13 protein-coding genes are annotated in these 15,864 nt (G+C 51.9%); all 13 read right to left on the bottom strand.

Annotation, left to right across the window (positions count from 1 at the left end; translation table 11 throughout):
* Positions 1-2 precede the first annotated feature (2 nt).
* Positions 3-344, bottom strand: a complete 342-nt coding sequence (locus tag E5J99_RS10265; RefSeq protein ID WP_135497639.1) for a cytochrome C oxidase subunit IV family protein — start codon at positions 342-344, stop codon at positions 3-5.
* Positions 345-460: 116 nt separating this feature from the next.
* Complete coding sequence (locus tag E5J99_RS10260; RefSeq protein ID WP_135497638.1) at positions 461-1,234, bottom strand: cytochrome c oxidase subunit 3; 774 nt, start codon at positions 1,232-1,234, stop codon at positions 461-463.
* A 22-nt stretch (positions 1,235-1,256) separates the two neighbouring features.
* Positions 1,257-1,844 carry a cytochrome c oxidase subunit 3 gene (locus tag E5J99_RS10255; RefSeq protein WP_135497637.1) on the bottom strand — a complete coding sequence of 196 codons (588 nt, stop codon included), beginning with the start codon at positions 1,842-1,844 and terminating at the stop codon, positions 1,257-1,259.
* Positions 1,845-1,853: 9 nt separating this feature from the next.
* Positions 1,854-2,705: a heme o synthase gene (cyoE, locus tag E5J99_RS10250; RefSeq protein ID WP_135497636.1), complete on the bottom strand. Its 852-nt coding sequence runs from the start codon at positions 2,703-2,705 to the stop codon at positions 1,854-1,856.
* A 51-nt stretch (positions 2,706-2,756) separates the two neighbouring features.
* Positions 2,757-3,836: a COX15/CtaA family protein gene (locus E5J99_RS10245; RefSeq protein WP_135497635.1), complete on the bottom strand. Its 1,080-nt coding sequence runs from the start codon at positions 3,834-3,836 to the stop codon at positions 2,757-2,759.
* A 168-nt stretch (positions 3,837-4,004) separates the two neighbouring features.
* Positions 4,005-5,864 carry a cytochrome c oxidase subunit I gene (locus tag E5J99_RS10240; RefSeq protein ID WP_245318868.1) on the bottom strand — a complete coding sequence of 620 codons (1,860 nt, stop codon included), beginning with the start codon at positions 5,862-5,864 and terminating at the stop codon, positions 4,005-4,007.
* Positions 5,865-5,890: 26 nt separating this feature from the next.
* On the bottom strand, positions 5,891-6,961 hold the full coding sequence (locus E5J99_RS10235) for a cytochrome c oxidase subunit II (protein WP_135497634.1): 1,071 nt from the start codon (positions 6,959-6,961) through the stop codon (positions 5,891-5,893).
* Between the two features lie 93 nt (positions 6,962-7,054).
* Positions 7,055-8,359: a quinol:cytochrome C oxidoreductase gene (locus E5J99_RS10230; protein WP_135497633.1), complete on the bottom strand. Its 1,305-nt coding sequence runs from the start codon at positions 8,357-8,359 to the stop codon at positions 7,055-7,057.
* A 2-nt stretch (positions 8,360-8,361) separates the two neighbouring features.
* Positions 8,362-9,084: a c-type cytochrome gene (locus E5J99_RS10225; protein ID WP_135497632.1), complete on the bottom strand. Its 723-nt coding sequence runs from the start codon at positions 9,082-9,084 to the stop codon at positions 8,362-8,364.
* Entirely contained in the window at positions 9,084-9,608 is a 525-nt protein-coding gene (locus E5J99_RS10220) for a DUF3341 domain-containing protein (protein ID WP_135497631.1), read from the bottom strand. Before E5J99_RS10220 ends, E5J99_RS10225 begins: the two co-directional genes overlap by 1 nt.
* Complete coding sequence (nrfD, locus tag E5J99_RS10215) at positions 9,601-11,061, bottom strand: NrfD/PsrC family molybdoenzyme membrane anchor subunit (protein WP_245318865.1); 1,461 nt, start codon at positions 11,059-11,061, stop codon at positions 9,601-9,603. Before nrfD ends, E5J99_RS10220 begins: the two co-directional genes overlap by 8 nt.
* 113 nt (positions 11,062-11,174) lie before the next feature.
* Positions 11,175-14,201 carry a TAT-variant-translocated molybdopterin oxidoreductase gene (locus tag E5J99_RS10210; RefSeq protein ID WP_135497630.1) on the bottom strand — a complete coding sequence of 1,009 codons (3,027 nt, stop codon included), beginning with the start codon at positions 14,199-14,201 and terminating at the stop codon, positions 11,175-11,177.
* 155 nt (positions 14,202-14,356) lie between these two features.
* Complete coding sequence (locus tag E5J99_RS10205) at positions 14,357-15,694, bottom strand: cytochrome c3 family protein (RefSeq protein ID WP_135497629.1); 1,338 nt, start codon at positions 15,692-15,694, stop codon at positions 14,357-14,359.
* Positions 15,695-15,864 lie beyond the last annotated feature (170 nt).

Genomic DNA, 15,864 nt, shown 5'->3' with positions numbered 1-15,864 from the left:
ATTTATTTGAAGGCGCTGAAGATAGCCTCTCCAATAGCAGAGCCCTCCGTAATCAGAGCAACCATCAGCCAGATGAGCAAGGCCATCGGAATCATAATCGTCCAGATCAAGCCTTTGGTCTCATGCTTCAGGTGCATGAACTCAGCAACGATGAAGAAGGCCTTGAAAATAGTGAGGATAATCAGAATGGAGTTCCGGAAAGTGCTGGGGTCCATGATGAACGTAACCGCGAATTCCAGGGCCGTGATGCCGACCAGAACGAAGAACGTCTTCCAGATCCAGCCCGTAACCGGCTTTTGGATCTCCCCAGTTGGCTGGGTGTGGTCAGTTGCGTTATGAGCCATTGTTTGGGAATTAAGAATTGAGAACTAACAAGTAAGAACTGAGAGCACAGGAGCAAGAAACCGGACCGTGAACGTCCCTACTTCGTGCGTGTTGAGACTCAGCTCCTAACCAAGAATCAGACGAGGTAGAAGAAGGTGAATACGAATACCCACACCAAGTCTACGAAGTGCCAGTACAGACCTACTTTCTCCACCATCTCATAATGGCCCCGCTTCTCGAATGTGCCGTTGGTAGTAGCAATGAAGCAATACGTGAGCAAAACCAGACCGCTGAATACGTGTGTTCCATGGAAGCCGGTGATGAAGAAGAATAAGTCGGCAAACAGCACCGGACCGTATTGATTCATCTGAAGATTGGCGCCATAAAAAATGGTGCCATCCAGCATTTTAGTACCTGCGTCGGTGCCATGGATAAAGTGGGACCATTCCCACGCCTGGCAGCTGAGGAATGTGGCGCCAAACAGCAAGGTCCAGAGCAGCCATTTCTGCACGTCAGCCTTATCCATGCGGTGGCCGGCTTCTACGGCCAGCACCATCGTTACGGAGCTAAAAATGAGGATCATCGTCATCAAGGCCACGAAAGCCAGGGGCAGATCTACTCCATGCAGGCCGGGAAAAGAATTGAAAACGTGGTCCGGAATCGGCCAGTAAGCACTGGAGAACACAAAATCTTTGTGGTCGCCGGTGTAAGCTAAGTGCCGATGGCGCATCAACCCGTAGGTTGTCAGGAAGGCAGCAAACGTGAAGGCATCCGACAGCAGAAAGAACCACATCATCAGCTTGCCATAGCTAGCCTTGAAGGGTTCGTTGCCGCCATCCCAGGTCCCGGAGCGAGGCCGTTCGATGGAGGCGTTGGTAGGAAGCGTCTGCGTCGTGGAGGTGGTGGACATAACGAGCGAGGTAAAAACGAAATCAGTGGTTCAAAAGTAGGAACAAATACAGGTACAACCAAAGCGCGCCCAGGAAGTGCCAGTAGATAGTGACGTTGCCAATGGAGAGCATCTGGCGCGAATGCACTTGGTAGTTCAGGCTTTTACGCAATACGATGAGCAGAAAGATTAGGCCCGTAATTAGGTGAAAACCGTGCACGCCGGTCAGCACATACAGAAACGAGCCCGACGGATTAGCGTCAACGCCACCGAAGAAGATCTTGTTATCGACCAGGTCGCCCCACACGTTCCACTGCCCTACCAGAAAGACCAGGCCCAGAATAAAGGTCAGGCCAATACCTATCTGTACGCGCCGTACCTCGTCTTTGCGGGCCGAAAGCCACGCCCACTGCATCGTGGCGCTGCTCAAGGCTATGATGACAGTGGTATACAACAGGCTGGCAGGCAAGTCAAACTCCAGCCAGTTGCCTTCCTCGCGCCGCACGATGTAAGCGCTGGTGTAGGCTGCAAAAATCATGGTAATGCTGATCATCATCAGCCATAATAGAAGCCGTTTGGGGTCGGTCCCGGTTCCGGCTTCTGTATCCTGTATTGCTTCGGAAGTTGCCATGCTGAAACGTTAAATTTTGTCGAAAACCAGCGCAATCTGCACGATTGGCAGGTAAAGAAATGATCCGAACATAATGCTCATAGCCGCTTTCTTAGAGCAGGTTCGCATCAGGTAAAAAGTCTGCATCAGAAACAAAACCCCGCATATCACTGCTATTAGCGCCGATGTTTTACCCGCCATACCCAGCTGCAGAGGCAGCAAGCTCAACGGAATCAACAGCAAGGTGTAGGTCATTATCTGGAAGGCTGTCCGCAGATCTTTACCACCCGGTGTAGGCAGCATTTTGAAGCCTGCTTTCTTGTAATCCTCATCCAAAACCCAAGCAATAGCCCAAAAGTGCGGAAACTGCCACATGAATTGAATACCAAAAAGCACCCACGCCTCAGCACCCAGAAAACCGGTAGCAGCTACCCACCCCAGTAGGGGCGGCATGCCCCCCGGAATAGCCCCCACAGCGACGCAGATAGGTGAAATTGTTTTGAGCGGAGTGTATACGAATCCGTACAGAATCAGGGAAAGCAGGGAGAGAGCCGCCGCCAGCGTATTAAAAAAGTACCCGAGTATGAACAGCCCGGCTACCCCAATGACTATGGCAAACACCCAAGCCTCGGCCGCACTGAGAATGCCCATCGGCAAAGGCCGTTTAGCAGTGCGCTTCATGAGCTTATCCAGCTCAATCTCATGGATCTGGTTGATAGTATTGGCCGAACCCGTAACCGCCAGCCCACCCAGCAATACGAGTAAAGCCCGGCTCCAGTCAAACTCCTGGGCTCCTAGCAGATAGCCAATGCTACTGGAAAAGGCTACCGTCAACGCCAGTCGAAATTTAAGCAACTGGAAATAAGCCTTGGCTTTCGTCATTCTTGCGCAATCAAAACCCTCGCTAGATCAACCTCAAACGGGGCCGCAAAGTTACGCAACAACGCCCGGATAAGTGACCTGCCCGGTTAATTTCGTTGCTCGGCGGTATTGAACGATGGTCAGAAACTGTGTTCCAAACAACACCGTGGCCAGCGTCAGGTGAATAGGTTGAACAGCCGCCGGTAAAGCAAAGTAGGCCAGCGTAATACCAGCCCCGATTTCCAGCCCGATGATGCCCATATTGACTGCTGCCAGCTTACGCAGTTGCTGCGAAGGCAACAGGTACAACTGATAAGCGACGTACGCATTTAGCACCAACAGAAAAGCCGAGAATGTACGGTGGAACTTGAAGATGGATCCTAGCTGCTCCACCCAGTCTCCACGATTCGAGTGGCCTGCCGCAGCGGCTACCATATCGACCTCTTCCCTAACCTGCGTCCCAAGTACGATTTGCACGAAAGTAAGTAAGGTAATAGCCCACAGCCACGGAGTCAGGCTAAAGGAGCCGGACAGCGGCTCTACGGTTGAGTCATGCCGCTGGGAGCGTATTACGGCATAGATCAGCATAGCTACGATGAGCAGCGCTAACCCCATATGCACGGTGACCAAGATGGGCAACAGATTGGTTGAAACGACCAATGACCCTAACCAGCCTTGAAAGCCAGTCAGCAGAAATGCGCCCAGGGCCAGCAAAAACACTGTTCGGTCGCGGTTCCAGTACGGTAGGGCACAAACAACGGTCAGGAATATGAATACTCCAATCAGTGCGCCCAGCAGACGATTTAAATACTCAATCCAGGTCTTAGTGACATTGAAATCTGTCTCTATGTATTGGGTAGGATGCGCAAAAATCTCGCTAGCTACCTGCTTAAAGCCCAGCCGTTGCAAAGTATTAGCGAGTCGAGTGTTTTTGGCTACCCGTTGGGCCAGGTACACTTCTTTATAGTTGGCTGGCAGTTGGCTGGCCTGCGTTGGTGGAATCCAGGTTCCAAAGCATTTGGGCCAATCGGGGCAGCCCATTCCCGAACCAGTACTCCTTACTATGCCTCCTACCGCAATGAGCAGGTACACTGCCACGACGGTTACTAATCCGATAAACCGAAAGCGGCGAACAAACGCGGGTGTTATCATTCGTTGTACAGGGGAGTTTACTACCATATAAACAATCCAAAGCTGCTTTTGGCTGAAAGCTAAAAGGGGAAATCCTACCGGTATCACCGGAACCGGATTTCCCCACTACTAACAAAAAAAATGGGCCGCCGTAGATACAGCGGCCCATTTCAAATGACATTCACACCACTACTCCATGTCGCGTTCGTACGGCAGGTTCGAAGATTGGGTCTTCGAATAAGGTACGTTCTGAGGGATGAAATCCTCGGCGGCACCAGGCTTGCTGTAATCGTAAGGCCAACGGTATACTGCGGGAATCTCGCCCGGCCAGTTTCCGTGACCTGGCACTACAGGCGTAGTCCACTCCAGCGTAGTCGAGTTCCAAGGATTTTCGGTAGCCCGACGGCCACGGAAGATGCTGTAGAAGAAGTTGAAGATGAAAATAAACTGCCCAACGAAAGCAAAAATGGCAGCTGCGGAAATGAACTTGTTCAAGTCAGCGAACTGGCTGAACGAGTCAAAGCCCGTCCAAGCATAGTAGCGGCGTGGGAAACCGGCAATACCTACGTAGTGCATTGGCATGAACACAAGGTATACGCCAATGAATGTCAGCCAAAAGTGGATGTAGCCGAGCTTCTCGTCCATCATCCGACCAAACATCTTTGGGAACCAGTGATACACACCGGCAAACAACCCAAAGAAGGCTGCGCTACCCATTACTAAGTGGAAGTGAGCAACCACAAAGTAGGTGTTGTGCATCTGGATATCGATGGCAGCATTACCGAGAATGATACCGGTCAAACCACCCGAAATGAACAACGAAACGAAGCCAATAGAGAACAGCATGGCCGTCGTAAAACGGATATTACCCCGCCACAGTGTAGCCAGCCAGTTGAACGTTTTCACCGCCGATGGTACAGCAATGATCAGCGTCAGGAACATGAACACCGAACCTAGGAACGGATTCATACCAGTTACGAACATGTGGTGAGCCCACACAACAAACGACAGCAGCGAAATACCGAGTAGCGAGCCAATCATGGCACGGTAGCCGAAAACTGGCTTGCGTGAGTTCGTAGCCAGAATCTCCGAAACCATACCCATTGCTGGCATGATAACGATGTACACTTCGGGGTGACCCAAGAACCAGAACAAATGCTGGAACAGAATAGGGCTACCACCCTGATGGTTCAAAGCCTGACCGGCAATGTAGATATCCGACAGGAAGAAGGAAGTACCAAACGAACGGTCAAAGATCAGCAGCAAAGCAGCCGAGAACAATACGGGGAAGGACAAAAGGCCCAAGATGGCAGTCAGGAAGAAGGCCCAAATAGTCAGGGGCAGCTTCGACATCGACATACCACGAGTACGCAGATTGATAACCGTAGTAATGTAATTAACACCACCCAAGAGCTGTGATACGATGAATAGTGCCATTGACACCAGCCACAGTGTCATCCCTAGTCCCGAACCGGGAATAGCTTGAGGCAGAGCGCTCAGTGGTGGGTAGATTGTCCAACCGGCCGAAGCAGGGCCGGTTTCAAGGAACAACGAAGCGAACATGATGATACTGGAAATAAAGAAAAACCAGTAAGAAAGCATGTTCATGAAGCCTGATGCCATGTCGCGGGCACCAACTTGCAATGGAATCAGGAAGTTAGAGAAAGTGCCGCTCAAGCCAGCCGTTAGCACAAAGAACACCATAATAGTGCCGTGCATCGTAACCAACGCCAAGTAGAATTCAGGATTAAGCTTCCCAGCTTCAATCCATTTGCCGAGGAAGGGCGACAGCCACTCGAAAGTAGACTCAGGCCAGCCTAACTGAAGACGAAACAAGCTCGACAGGGTACCACCAATGATAGCCCAGAAGATGCCTGTAATCAGGAACTGCTTGGCAATTACTTTGTGGTCCTGACTGAAGACATACTTGAACAGCCAGTGCTGGTCATGATGTTCGTCGTGGTGCAGATGCTCATCATGCTTGGTGTGCGACTCGGTTACCCCGATGCCACCTTGCACTTGCGACTGAGTAGGAAGATTAGCAGCCATAAAAAAAAGCGTGCGTTAAAAAAGAGTTAGAGCGAAGCCTTAGTGGCCGGAGTTATAACAGCCGCAGCGGCGGAAGCGTTTTCCTTTTCCACCAATTTATCTGCTTTCTGTTTGAAGCTAGCCAACACATCGGGGTTTTGCTCTGAGAAAGACTTTTGCTGTGCGAACCAAGCAACATAGTCGTCTGGCTCATCTACTACGATATTCAGCTTCATAGCGAAGTGCCCACGGCCACAGATCTGGTTGCAGGCCAGTTCATAGTTGAACTTTGGATTACCCAACTGAGCCCGCATCTCGTCCGTAGTTTTAGTTGGCGTGAACCAGAATTTGGTTGGCATACCAGGTACCGCGTACATCTGCACCCGAAAGTGCGGCATGTATACTGCATGCAAAACGTCGCGTGAGCGAATCTTCAGCAACACAGGGTGGCCTTTGGGTACGTGAACCTCGCCAGCTACAAAATCATCCAAGCCGCTCTTATCGCTAAGATCAAACCCGAATTCGTTGGTAGCATCAATCAGCCGATAGTTTACCACGCCCAGTTTCAGGTCGCGACCGGGGTAGCGGACCAGCCAGTTAAACTGCTTGCCCATTACTTCCACTACAACAGAGTCTTTCGGGGCGGGACCAGTAATTTTGGTCCATTCTTTCCAACCAGCAAATACTAAGCCTGCCATCACAATAGCAGGAATCACCGTCCAGATGATTTCGATTTTATTGTTGTGGGGGAAGAAATAAGCACGCCGATCCTCTTTGTACTGATACTTGTAAGAGTACACAAACAAGGCAATATGCGTCAGGACGAACACGATACCAATGATGATCATCGTGGTCCAGAACAGGCGTTCCATCTCAAAGCCGTGAACCGACGCAATCGGTGGGTTCATCTTGCCATAGTTATCGATGAAAGAGTAAGCAAAAGCACCACCACCGAGTACCATAAAGGCAATCATCAGGATAGCGTTAACGCGGTTACTCATCCCAATCTCGCGCGTAGAACTGCCTGAGAAAATGGCTGTCAATATCTGGATGCGGAACAGCAGGCCGAACACGACCAGCAGCAGCACGAGGACCAGAAAAATACCAAGAGCAATCATTAGTTGAGTGAAGAGGTGAGAGTTGAGAGGTCAGAAGTGAGAATTTGTTACACGGTTGAGTCTAACTTCTCACTTCCCAATACTCAGGTCTGATTAAGTCGTGTGATGTACGCTTTCGTCAAGGAACGGGTGATTTACCGGTACCAGCGAGGCTTGCATCAAACGCTTGGTGAACAAGAGCAGATAGCTACCTAGGAAGATCAGAGCAATGCCTATCTCTATGACAAACCCATTATTTTCCTTCATAGTTGCAGGCATGAACATCAAATAGAAGTCCGACCAATGGCCAATCAGGATGGCAATGCTCACGATTTTCAACATGATCATCTGCCGTTTTGCATCCCTTGTCATCATTAACAAGAAAGGGAAGACGAAGTTGATAGCTAAGTTGAAAAAGAAGATCCAAGTGTAGGCACCGTTGAAACCGCCAAGCCGCTGATTGTAGTAAACAGCCTCCTCGGGAAGGTTGGCGTACCAGATCAGCATAAACTGCGAGAACCAGACGTACGTCCAGAAGATGCTGAAGCCAAACATAAACTTGCCCAAGTCGTGCAAGTGATTTGAATTCAAAAATTTCAGGTAGCCTGCTTGCTTCAGGTAAATAGCGGTCAAAGTGGTTACGGCAATGCCCGATACCCACCAGCTGGCGAATACGTACCAGCCGAACATGGTGCTGAACCAGTGTACGTCGACCGACATAACCCAGTCCCAAGCCGACATCGAAGACGTAACAGCATAAAGAACGAGGAACAAAGCAGCCACATTGATGCTTTTGTGGAAGTACTCAGTACCGCCATTTAGGTCTTCCTGCAATGAAATCTTACGCAGACGCTCAGAGAAGAACCACCAGATAGCAAGGTATACTACCGTGCGAATGATATAAAACGGCAGATTGAGGAAGCCACTTTTGCCAGCAATAATGGCATCGTAGTTCTCCGATCCTTTGGTCATAATGCCTTCATGCGTCCAGTGGAACAAATCATGACGGCCCAAGAAGAATACTACCAGCATAATGATGCCGCCAGGTAACAGCCAAGCGCTCATAGCTTCGTTGATACGCTTAATAACAACCGACCAGCCTGCGTAGGCCACATATTGCAGCGCAACAAAAAAGGTGCCGATGGCCGATACGCCAATGAAAAACACATTGCTGTGCCAGAGGCTTACGATTACACGTTTCAACCAGATTGGACTACCCTCGTGATGAGCAGCAGCGCCAGCGCTGGCAGCGTGGCCAGCTTCTTCGTGACCACCGCCAATATTCATGGCAGCCAAAATGATTCCTATTGCCAGCAATACAACTCCAGCAACGATAATGCTGATGAATGTTTTGCGGGTTTTTGGCGAGAGCTCCAGGTATTCAGCCGTGGCGCTTTCGTGATGCGTCAAAGTTGCCATAGTTAGTTCGCCGTTCCGTTTCGTGCCTGGTCACCTTGACCAGGAGTAGTTGATGCCTTATCGGCCTGCGCTTCCAGAGTTGGCTTCTGCGTAGCGCGGTCAGTCATTTGCGTCGAGTCATTGCTGACTTTAACATAATCGGCTAACCCATCAGGACCTTTGCCGCCTTGCAGCACCCGAACGTACATGGCAATCTTCCACCGCTCCTCCGGATTGACAATGGAGCCGTGTGGCATCATACGGTTACGTCCCCACTGAATAACGTGGTAGATGTGTGCATCATTCATCGTCTTGTAGGCGCCAGCGGTGTAGTTTGGTACACCCTTGAATTTTTGCCCTACCGGACCGTCACCAGCGCCTGCCTCACCATGGCAATGGGAGCAGATACGAGTGTACAATACTTTGCCTTCCTCAAGGTTAGCCTTGGTGTAGGCGTAAGGATTGCTCAACCGGCGTTCCGCAATGCCTACGCTATCCTTGGGGATATGAGAATAGTAATTCAGCTTGCCTTGAGCAACGGTTCCTACTACAGGAGTGCGCTCATTGATGCCCATAGGGTTCACCGTATTGGTGTTCACTTGGCGCAACGGGTCATACGGAATGGATTCGTACATCTGCGGCGCATATTCGATGCCGGTGTCACCAGCATTGTTGCAGGCGGTAGTAAGCACCGAAGCAAACAGAATGGCCGACGCGTGCAGACCTAGTTTCAGCGAATGCGTCATTAGTTCTTAGTCATTTCTTTTTCGTTCACCTCCGACGCGCCATTCTCACGCAGCAACTTGCTCAAGTTATTGAGGTCAGTTTTGTCGTTAAGCTCAATGGCCATTACAAACTTATCGTCCGTAGAGCGTACATCAAGCACGGGAGTTCTCCACCGTGGATACAGCTTGCTGATGGTATAGAAGGTGATTACCATGCCGTGGCAGGTAAAGAACACCGTCAATTCGAAGGACACCGGAATAAAAGCGGGTAGCGCGATGTGCGGCTTACCACCAATAATCATGGGCCAGTCGAAACCCAGCATGTAGATCTGCAGCCAGAGGGCGAAAGCCAAGCCACACATACCATAGAAGAAAGCAGCAATAGGCAGGCGGGACCGTTGAATACCCAGCGCATCATCGATGCCGTGGATAGGAAATGGCGTGAATACCTCGTGGATCTTAACGCCTGCCGCGCGGACGTTTTCAATGGCGTGCATCAGCACGTCTTCGTCATCGAAGATGCCGAGGGCGAAGCGCTTAGTCATGCTTGTTGTAATTTACTGGAGCGCTGGCCGGTACTCCGTGAGTGGTGGTAGTAGTGTGGGGTGCCGGAGCATGCGAGTCGTGGCCGGTATAAGTTGGCCCGTTATCTACCGTGTACTTCAGGATAGTCTTCACTTCAGCCATGTTGATTACAGGGAAGAACTTAGCGAAGAGCAGGAACAAAGTGAAGAACAAACCCAGTGTGCCGACATAGATGCCTATGTCGATAATTGTTGGGGAAAACATTACCCAGCTTGATGGCAGGTAGTCACGGTGCAACGAGGTCACAATAATTACAAACCGCTCAAACCACATACCGATGTTTACGATGATCGACAAAACGAACGTGAGCGGAATGCTATAGCGCACTTTGCGAATCCACACCAGCTGCGGGGTAATCACGTTGCAGGTCATCATTGCGGCATAAGCCCACCAGTAAGGACCAGTAGCCCGGTTGATGAAAGCATATTGCTCAAACTCAACCTGCGAGTACCAAGCAATGAAAAACTCCGTGATGTAAGCTACTCCTACAATAGAGCCCGTAATCATCATGATTTTGTTCATGAGGGCAATGTGCTCTATCGTAATGTAGTCTTCCAGCTTGAATACGACCCGGGTGATAAGCATCAGAGTCAGTACCATTGCGAAACCGGAGAAGATAGCACCGGCCACGAAGTAGGGAGGAAAAATGGTGGTGTGCCAGCCCGGTACAACCGAAGTAGCAAAGTCCATCGATACAATAGTGTGTACTGATAGTACCAGCGGCGTCGAAACACCGGCCAGAATCAGCGACACGGTTTCGTAGCGGCTCCAGTGCTTGGCAGAACCCGTCCAGCCCATGCTTAGCAGCGAGTAAGCTACTTTAGCAATCGGGCCCTTTGCCCGGTCGCGGATGGTGGCGAAGTCAGGAACCAGACCCGTGTACCAGAACACCAGCGACACAGTGAAGTAGGTCGAGATGGCGAATACGTCCCAGAGCAATGGCGAATTGAAGTTCACCCACAAAGAACCAAAGGTGTTTTGCAACGGGAACACCCAATAGGCAAGCCACGGACGGCCCATGTGCAGCACCGGGAACATAGCGGCGCAGATTACGGCGAAGATCGTCATGGCCTCGGCGGCGCGGTTGATAGAACTGCGCCATTTCTGACGGAACAGCAGCAACACAGCCGAAATCAGGGTACCGGCGTGGCCAATACCTACCCACCACACGAAATTGGTGATGTCCCAGGCCCAGCCGACAGTTTTGTTCAGGCCCCACTCTCCGATACCATACCACAAGGTGCGATAAACAGAGTACAGGAATATGCCCAGGAAAAAGAGTGCTACGCTCAGGGCGGCCATCCACCGAACGTTCGGGGCGGCCTCTACCTGGCGGCACACGTCTTGAGTGACGTCGTGGTACGTTTTCCCCCCGGTGACGAGCGGCTCCCGTACAGGCGATACGTGCTGCATAGTTTTAGTTGGTTAGTTGGGGTCTTGAGAACTTGGGGGCTTTGTCTTGCTAGAATTCAGAGTCCGGATACTATCCAAAGCCCTAAGCCTTTCAAACTCCCTAGTCCCTGTTATTAAGCGTTGCGAACTTCAGTTTCCGTATTACGGATCTTGGTCAGATACGTGATGTTAGGCTGCACGTTGATGGCATCCAGAACATGGAAGCCACGCTCTCCGTCCTCGCGACGAATGAGTTTCGAAATCTGTGATTCCGGGTCCCGCATGTCGCCAAATACGATGGCTTGGGTGGGACAAGACTGCGCACAGGCAGTTACCACTTCTCCATCTTTCGGACGGCGCTTTTGCTTCTTAGCCTCCAGCTTCCCAAGCTGAATGCGCTGCACGCAAAAGGAGCATTTCTCCATTACTCCGCGCGACCGAACCGTTACGTCCGGGTTCAGAACCATACGGCCCAGATCCGTGAACATGTGGCCGTTCACATCCTCGAATTTCTCATTCGAGTAGTAGGAGAACCAGTTGAAGCGACGAACCTTGTATGGGCAGTTGTTGGCGCAATAACGAGTACCTACGCAACGGTTGTAGGTCATCTGGTTGAGACCTTCCGAGCTGTGGGTAGTAGCCAGTACTGGGCACACCGTTTCGCACGGGGCATGGTTGCAGTGCTGGCACAGCATCGGCTGAAAAATCACCGACGGATTCTCAGAGGGGTCTTCCATAGCCGCGTACGTAGCCAGTTTGCCCTTCTCGTCGAAATCCTCTTTGCTGGCATCGGAACTGTAGTAACGGTCGATCCGCATCCAGTGCATCTCGCGCCGGTTGATCACCTCCTGCTTGCCTACAACGGATATGTTGTTTTCTACCTGACACCCAATCACGCACGAGCCGCAGCCAATGCAGGAGTTGAGGTCGATGACCATACCCCAGTGGTGGTTCTTGTACTCGTAATCCTGCCACAGCGAAACCTTGTTGGGTTTCTCCAAGCCATCAGGAGTCGCAACCTTGTCGTATTCCGTTACTTCTTTAGGATTCTCAACGTACTTCGCCAGAGTCGACTCCTGCACGACCGGCTTGCGGTCCATGATGGTGTGGTGGGTCTGGGTTTGTGCAATGGGTGATTGAGCACCGGTTTTCTCGAGTGTTACCGTGTTGGCATACATGATGGCGTTGTCGCGCACCGTTGCCATTGGGTATACATTGGCCCCAACCTTGTCGCCTACTTTGCCAGCCATTTCGCGGCCGTAGCCAATAGCAATGCTGACAGTGCCGTTTGCTTGGCCGGGCTGAATCAGCACGGGAAGCTCAATCGACTTACCGTTGGCCGTTATTTTCAGGACGTCGCCTTGCTCCCACTCTTTTTCCACGGCCATTTGGCGCGGAACAGCTACATAGTTACCCCAGGTAGCTTTCGATATTGGATCAGGCAATTCTTGCAGCCAAGGGTTGTTGGCCTCGCAGCTACCGATACCTACACCCACTTTCTCGTACAGAGCCAACTCAACACCGGAACCTTTCGGAGCGGAGTTGATAGCAGATACAGCTTGGCCAGCACTCATTGCGGGAGCCGACTGTGCGACGAGCGCAGGTGAAAGTGTGCCGAAGGCTACACCGTCATGCACCGCTTTATCCCAGCCTGCCTGGAAGTCGCCACCCAACACTCCACGCCATGAAGCACGCAGATAGTTGTAGTAGCTCTGCGGATTACCTGCCCAGGTCAACAAGCTGTCTTGTGCTTGGCGAGTAGCGAACAACGGCGAAATAGTAGGCTGGCTCAAGCTCAAAAAGCCTCGCTTAGGCTCGTAGTCATTCCACGACTCCAAGAAGTTGTGGTCTGGGCAAGCGTACTCACACAGAGCAGTAGTCTCATCCAACCGGTCGTTGAAGGATACCTTCAGCGCTACTTTGGCGATACCCGACTTAACCTTATCAGCCAGCGGATGGTCGTAAGCGGGGTTTGCATGGTAGAAAATGACCGCGCCTACAGTGCCGGCATTCATATCATTCACCAAGCGCATCATACGGGCATCATCACCCTGACGCAGCATGGAAGGATTAGCAACATCGACAGCAGCGCTGCCAAGGGTCTGGTTAATGGCGGCAACGAGCGTTTGTACCGCTACGTCATTCGTGCCAGAAACAACCAAGCCACGGCTACCGGCCGCTTTCAGCTCAGCAGCAGCTTTCTTCAGCTGTGCCGAACCAGCAGCGCCACCTCCCACTACTGCATTATACAGCGCCAAGGCCGTAGCACCCATTTCCGAAGGCTTAACCGGCACCCGCACGTCGGCATTAGAGCCGGTAAGACTCAGCGCTGTTTCGAACTGGAAGTGACGCGACATGGTCCTCTTCTCGCTCGAAACTTTACGGTTAGTGATATACTGACCAGCAAATTCAACAGGTGACAGCCAGGTACCGAGGAAATCGGCACCTAGGCTTACTATAACGGCCGCTTTGCTGAAGTCATACGAAGGCAACACACCGCCATTAGCCCGGAGCAGAGCCGACTGGGAATTGGCATCGTACATCACGTGCTCCGTGTTCGGATAGCGTGCAGCAAACTCAGCAATTACCTTTTTGGTGCTTGGGCTAATGATAGTTGGCGACACAATAGCAATGCGGCCGGTTGTGGCAGCCAGCTTCGTGCGGATTTCCTGGTCGACCTGATCCGTAGCCGCTTTTTTGCCTTTGATGGCGAAATGCTGCAGACGCCCTTTGTCGTACAGACTCAGTACCGAAGCCTGAGCCCGAGCCGACAAGCCGCCACGCGTAATAGGCGACTCCGGATTACCTTCCAGCTTAATAGGCCGACCCTCGCGGGTCTTTACCAATACGCTGTTGTAGTCGGTACCGGTGAAGTAGGTCGAAGCGTAAAAGTTGGCAATACCCGGATCAACCTCTTCGGGTTTGTTCAGGTAAGGAATTGCCTTACGGACCGGGGTTTCGCAGCTCGCCAAGGTGGCAGCGGCAATACCGAAGCCCATCAGCTTGAGAAAGTCGCGACGCGGGGCTACCGCGGCGTCGGAAGAGCCGTGGGATTCCTTCACCGGCAGAAAATCCGCAAATTCGCTGAACGCGTTTTTCACGAACTCCGGTGAGCTTTCCAGTTCCTCAATTCCCTTCCAGTACTTAGGCGACTCTTGCATCGTGTTTTTTGGGGACTTAGGTCTTATAACCCAGCATCTTGGGTGTTACCCCATTGCGACGCCAAGCTGGTATGCGTGTTTTGTAAGAGAAAGTAAGTCTTAGACCCTGCAGCAGGTAGCAGACGCTACCTGCTGCAGGGTCTAAGACCTATGTATTAGTAGTGGCACTTCGAGCACTCCGTACCACCGTTCGACGATACCGTGAACGGTGCTGCGCCGTTGGCCTTGTCGTGCAGCTTGACGAGGTTGTTGTAGTAGCCGTTGCCTTTCGTGTTGAGGGGAGATTCGCGGTGGCAGTTGATGCACCAGCCCATCGTCAGAGCCGAGTACTGGTACACTACTTCCATGTTCTGAATCGGACCGTGGCAGGTCTGGCACTCAATGCCACCTACCTGCGTGTGCTGGGAGTGGTTGAAGTAGGCCAGATCGGGCAGGTTGTGCACCCGAACCCACTGGATAGGCTGCTTACGCTCGATAGCGCGGTAGATCTTCTTGATTTCGGGCGACTCCGTTTTGATCTGCGAGTGGCAGTTCATGCAGATGTTGGCCGAAGGAATGTTGGCGCTTTTGCTTTTGTATACCGACGTGTGGCAGTACGAGCAGTTGATCTGGTTTTCGCCAGCATGCAGCTTGTGCGAGAAGGCAATGGGCTGAGTAGGCTGATAACCCTGCGTCAGGCCGATAGCCATTACGCCCTGCACCGACTCATACAGCACCACGAGGGCGAACAGCCCCAGAGCCAGACCACGCACAACCGGTGAACGGTAGATCTTGGCCAAATCGAAGCGCGACTCCATCTGCTCTACGTCGCGACCATCGAGGTCTTTGCGGCCGCGCAGCACATCTTTCATGATGTTGGCGATGATAACCAGCGTTACTACCAGCACGAGCAGCACAACTACCAGCACAATCAGCAGGATATCGATAGTGCTGCTGCTTGCACCAGCCTCAGCAGTCGTACCAGGCGTTTCTGCGCCATCTTTCGGGGTGATGCCAGTAGCGGCACCGGGAGGACCAGCAATCTTACCTTCCTCAGCCGTCACGTACGAGATGATGGAGGTAATTTCAGCATCCGAGAGCTGGAAGCTGGGCATTTGCTGCTTCTGGTACTCGTTGTATATCTTCACGGCATACTCGTCGCCGCTGGCCACTACTTTGCTGGAATTTTTGATCCAGGGAATCAACCAGGCAAGGGAACGACGCTTCGTAATGCCCGCCAACGCCGGACCTACGATTTTATCATTGATAGCGTGACACTGGGCACAGTTGCCTTTGAACAGGGCATCGCCGGCCGCAATAGCGGCAGCATCACCAGTGGTGGCACCAGCGGCCGCGGCCGGGGCCGCAGCGGCGGTAGCGCCGGGAACTACTCCTTCTTTGCTTACGGCCGGAGCCGAGCCAACATCCTGCGCGGCGGTGTTACCCACGGCGGCAAACGTCAGAAACAGAGCAAGAAAGAAGTGAGAAAGAGAACGAAGTCGGATGCTATTCATAGCACAATGTGACTGGGAAAAAGAAAGGCAGGGGTACTTCAAGGCCACAAATGTAGGTCGGGAAACGCAGACCGCAAACCCAACCGGGCTAATTTTCGCCCTTTAGCGCTTGCTTAGAATCATTCTAAAAACCCTTGCAATGCCGCTCCTTATATTAAAGGAATGCATTG

The organism is Hymenobacter elongatus (assembly GCF_004745955.1).
GTDB lineage: Bacteria > Bacteroidota > Bacteroidia > Cytophagales > Hymenobacteraceae > Hymenobacter > Hymenobacter elongatus.
This window is presented reverse-complemented; position numbering and strand designations above follow the sequence as displayed.

Coding starts and splice junctions, on each gene's coding strand:
- E5J99_RS10265 (WP_135497639.1), bottom strand. CDS start 344: ATGGCTCATAACGCAACTGACCACACCCAGCCAACTGGGGAGATCCAA.
- E5J99_RS10260 (WP_135497638.1), bottom strand. CDS start 1,234: ATGTCCACCACCTCCACGACGCAGACGCTTCCTACCAACGCCTCCATC.
- E5J99_RS10255 (WP_135497637.1), bottom strand. CDS start 1,844: ATGGCAACTTCCGAAGCAATACAGGATACAGAAGCCGGAACCGGGACC.
- cyoE (WP_135497636.1), bottom strand. CDS start 2,705: ATGACGAAAGCCAAGGCTTATTTCCAGTTGCTTAAATTTCGACTGGCG.
- E5J99_RS10245 (WP_135497635.1), bottom strand. CDS start 3,836: ATGATAACACCCGCGTTTGTTCGCCGCTTTCGGTTTATCGGATTAGTA.
- E5J99_RS10240 (WP_245318868.1), bottom strand. CDS start 5,864: ATGGCTGCTAATCTTCCTACTCAGTCGCAAGTGCAAGGTGGCATCGGG.
- E5J99_RS10235 (WP_135497634.1), bottom strand. CDS start 6,961: ATGATTGCTCTTGGTATTTTTCTGGTCCTCGTGCTGCTGCTGGTCGTG.
- E5J99_RS10230 (WP_135497633.1), bottom strand. CDS start 8,359: ATGGCAACTTTGACGCATCACGAAAGCGCCACGGCTGAATACCTGGAG.
- E5J99_RS10225 (WP_135497632.1), bottom strand. CDS start 9,084: ATGACGCATTCGCTGAAACTAGGTCTGCACGCGTCGGCCATTCTGTTT.
- E5J99_RS10220 (WP_135497631.1), bottom strand. CDS start 9,608: ATGACTAAGCGCTTCGCCCTCGGCATCTTCGATGACGAAGACGTGCTG.
- nrfD (WP_245318865.1), bottom strand. CDS start 11,061: ATGCAGCACGTATCGCCTGTACGGGAGCCGCTCGTCACCGGGGGGAAA.
- E5J99_RS10210 (WP_135497630.1), bottom strand. CDS start 14,201: ATGCAAGAGTCGCCTAAGTACTGGAAGGGAATTGAGGAACTGGAAAGC.
- E5J99_RS10205 (WP_135497629.1), bottom strand. CDS start 15,694: ATGAATAGCATCCGACTTCGTTCTCTTTCTCACTTCTTTCTTGCTCTG.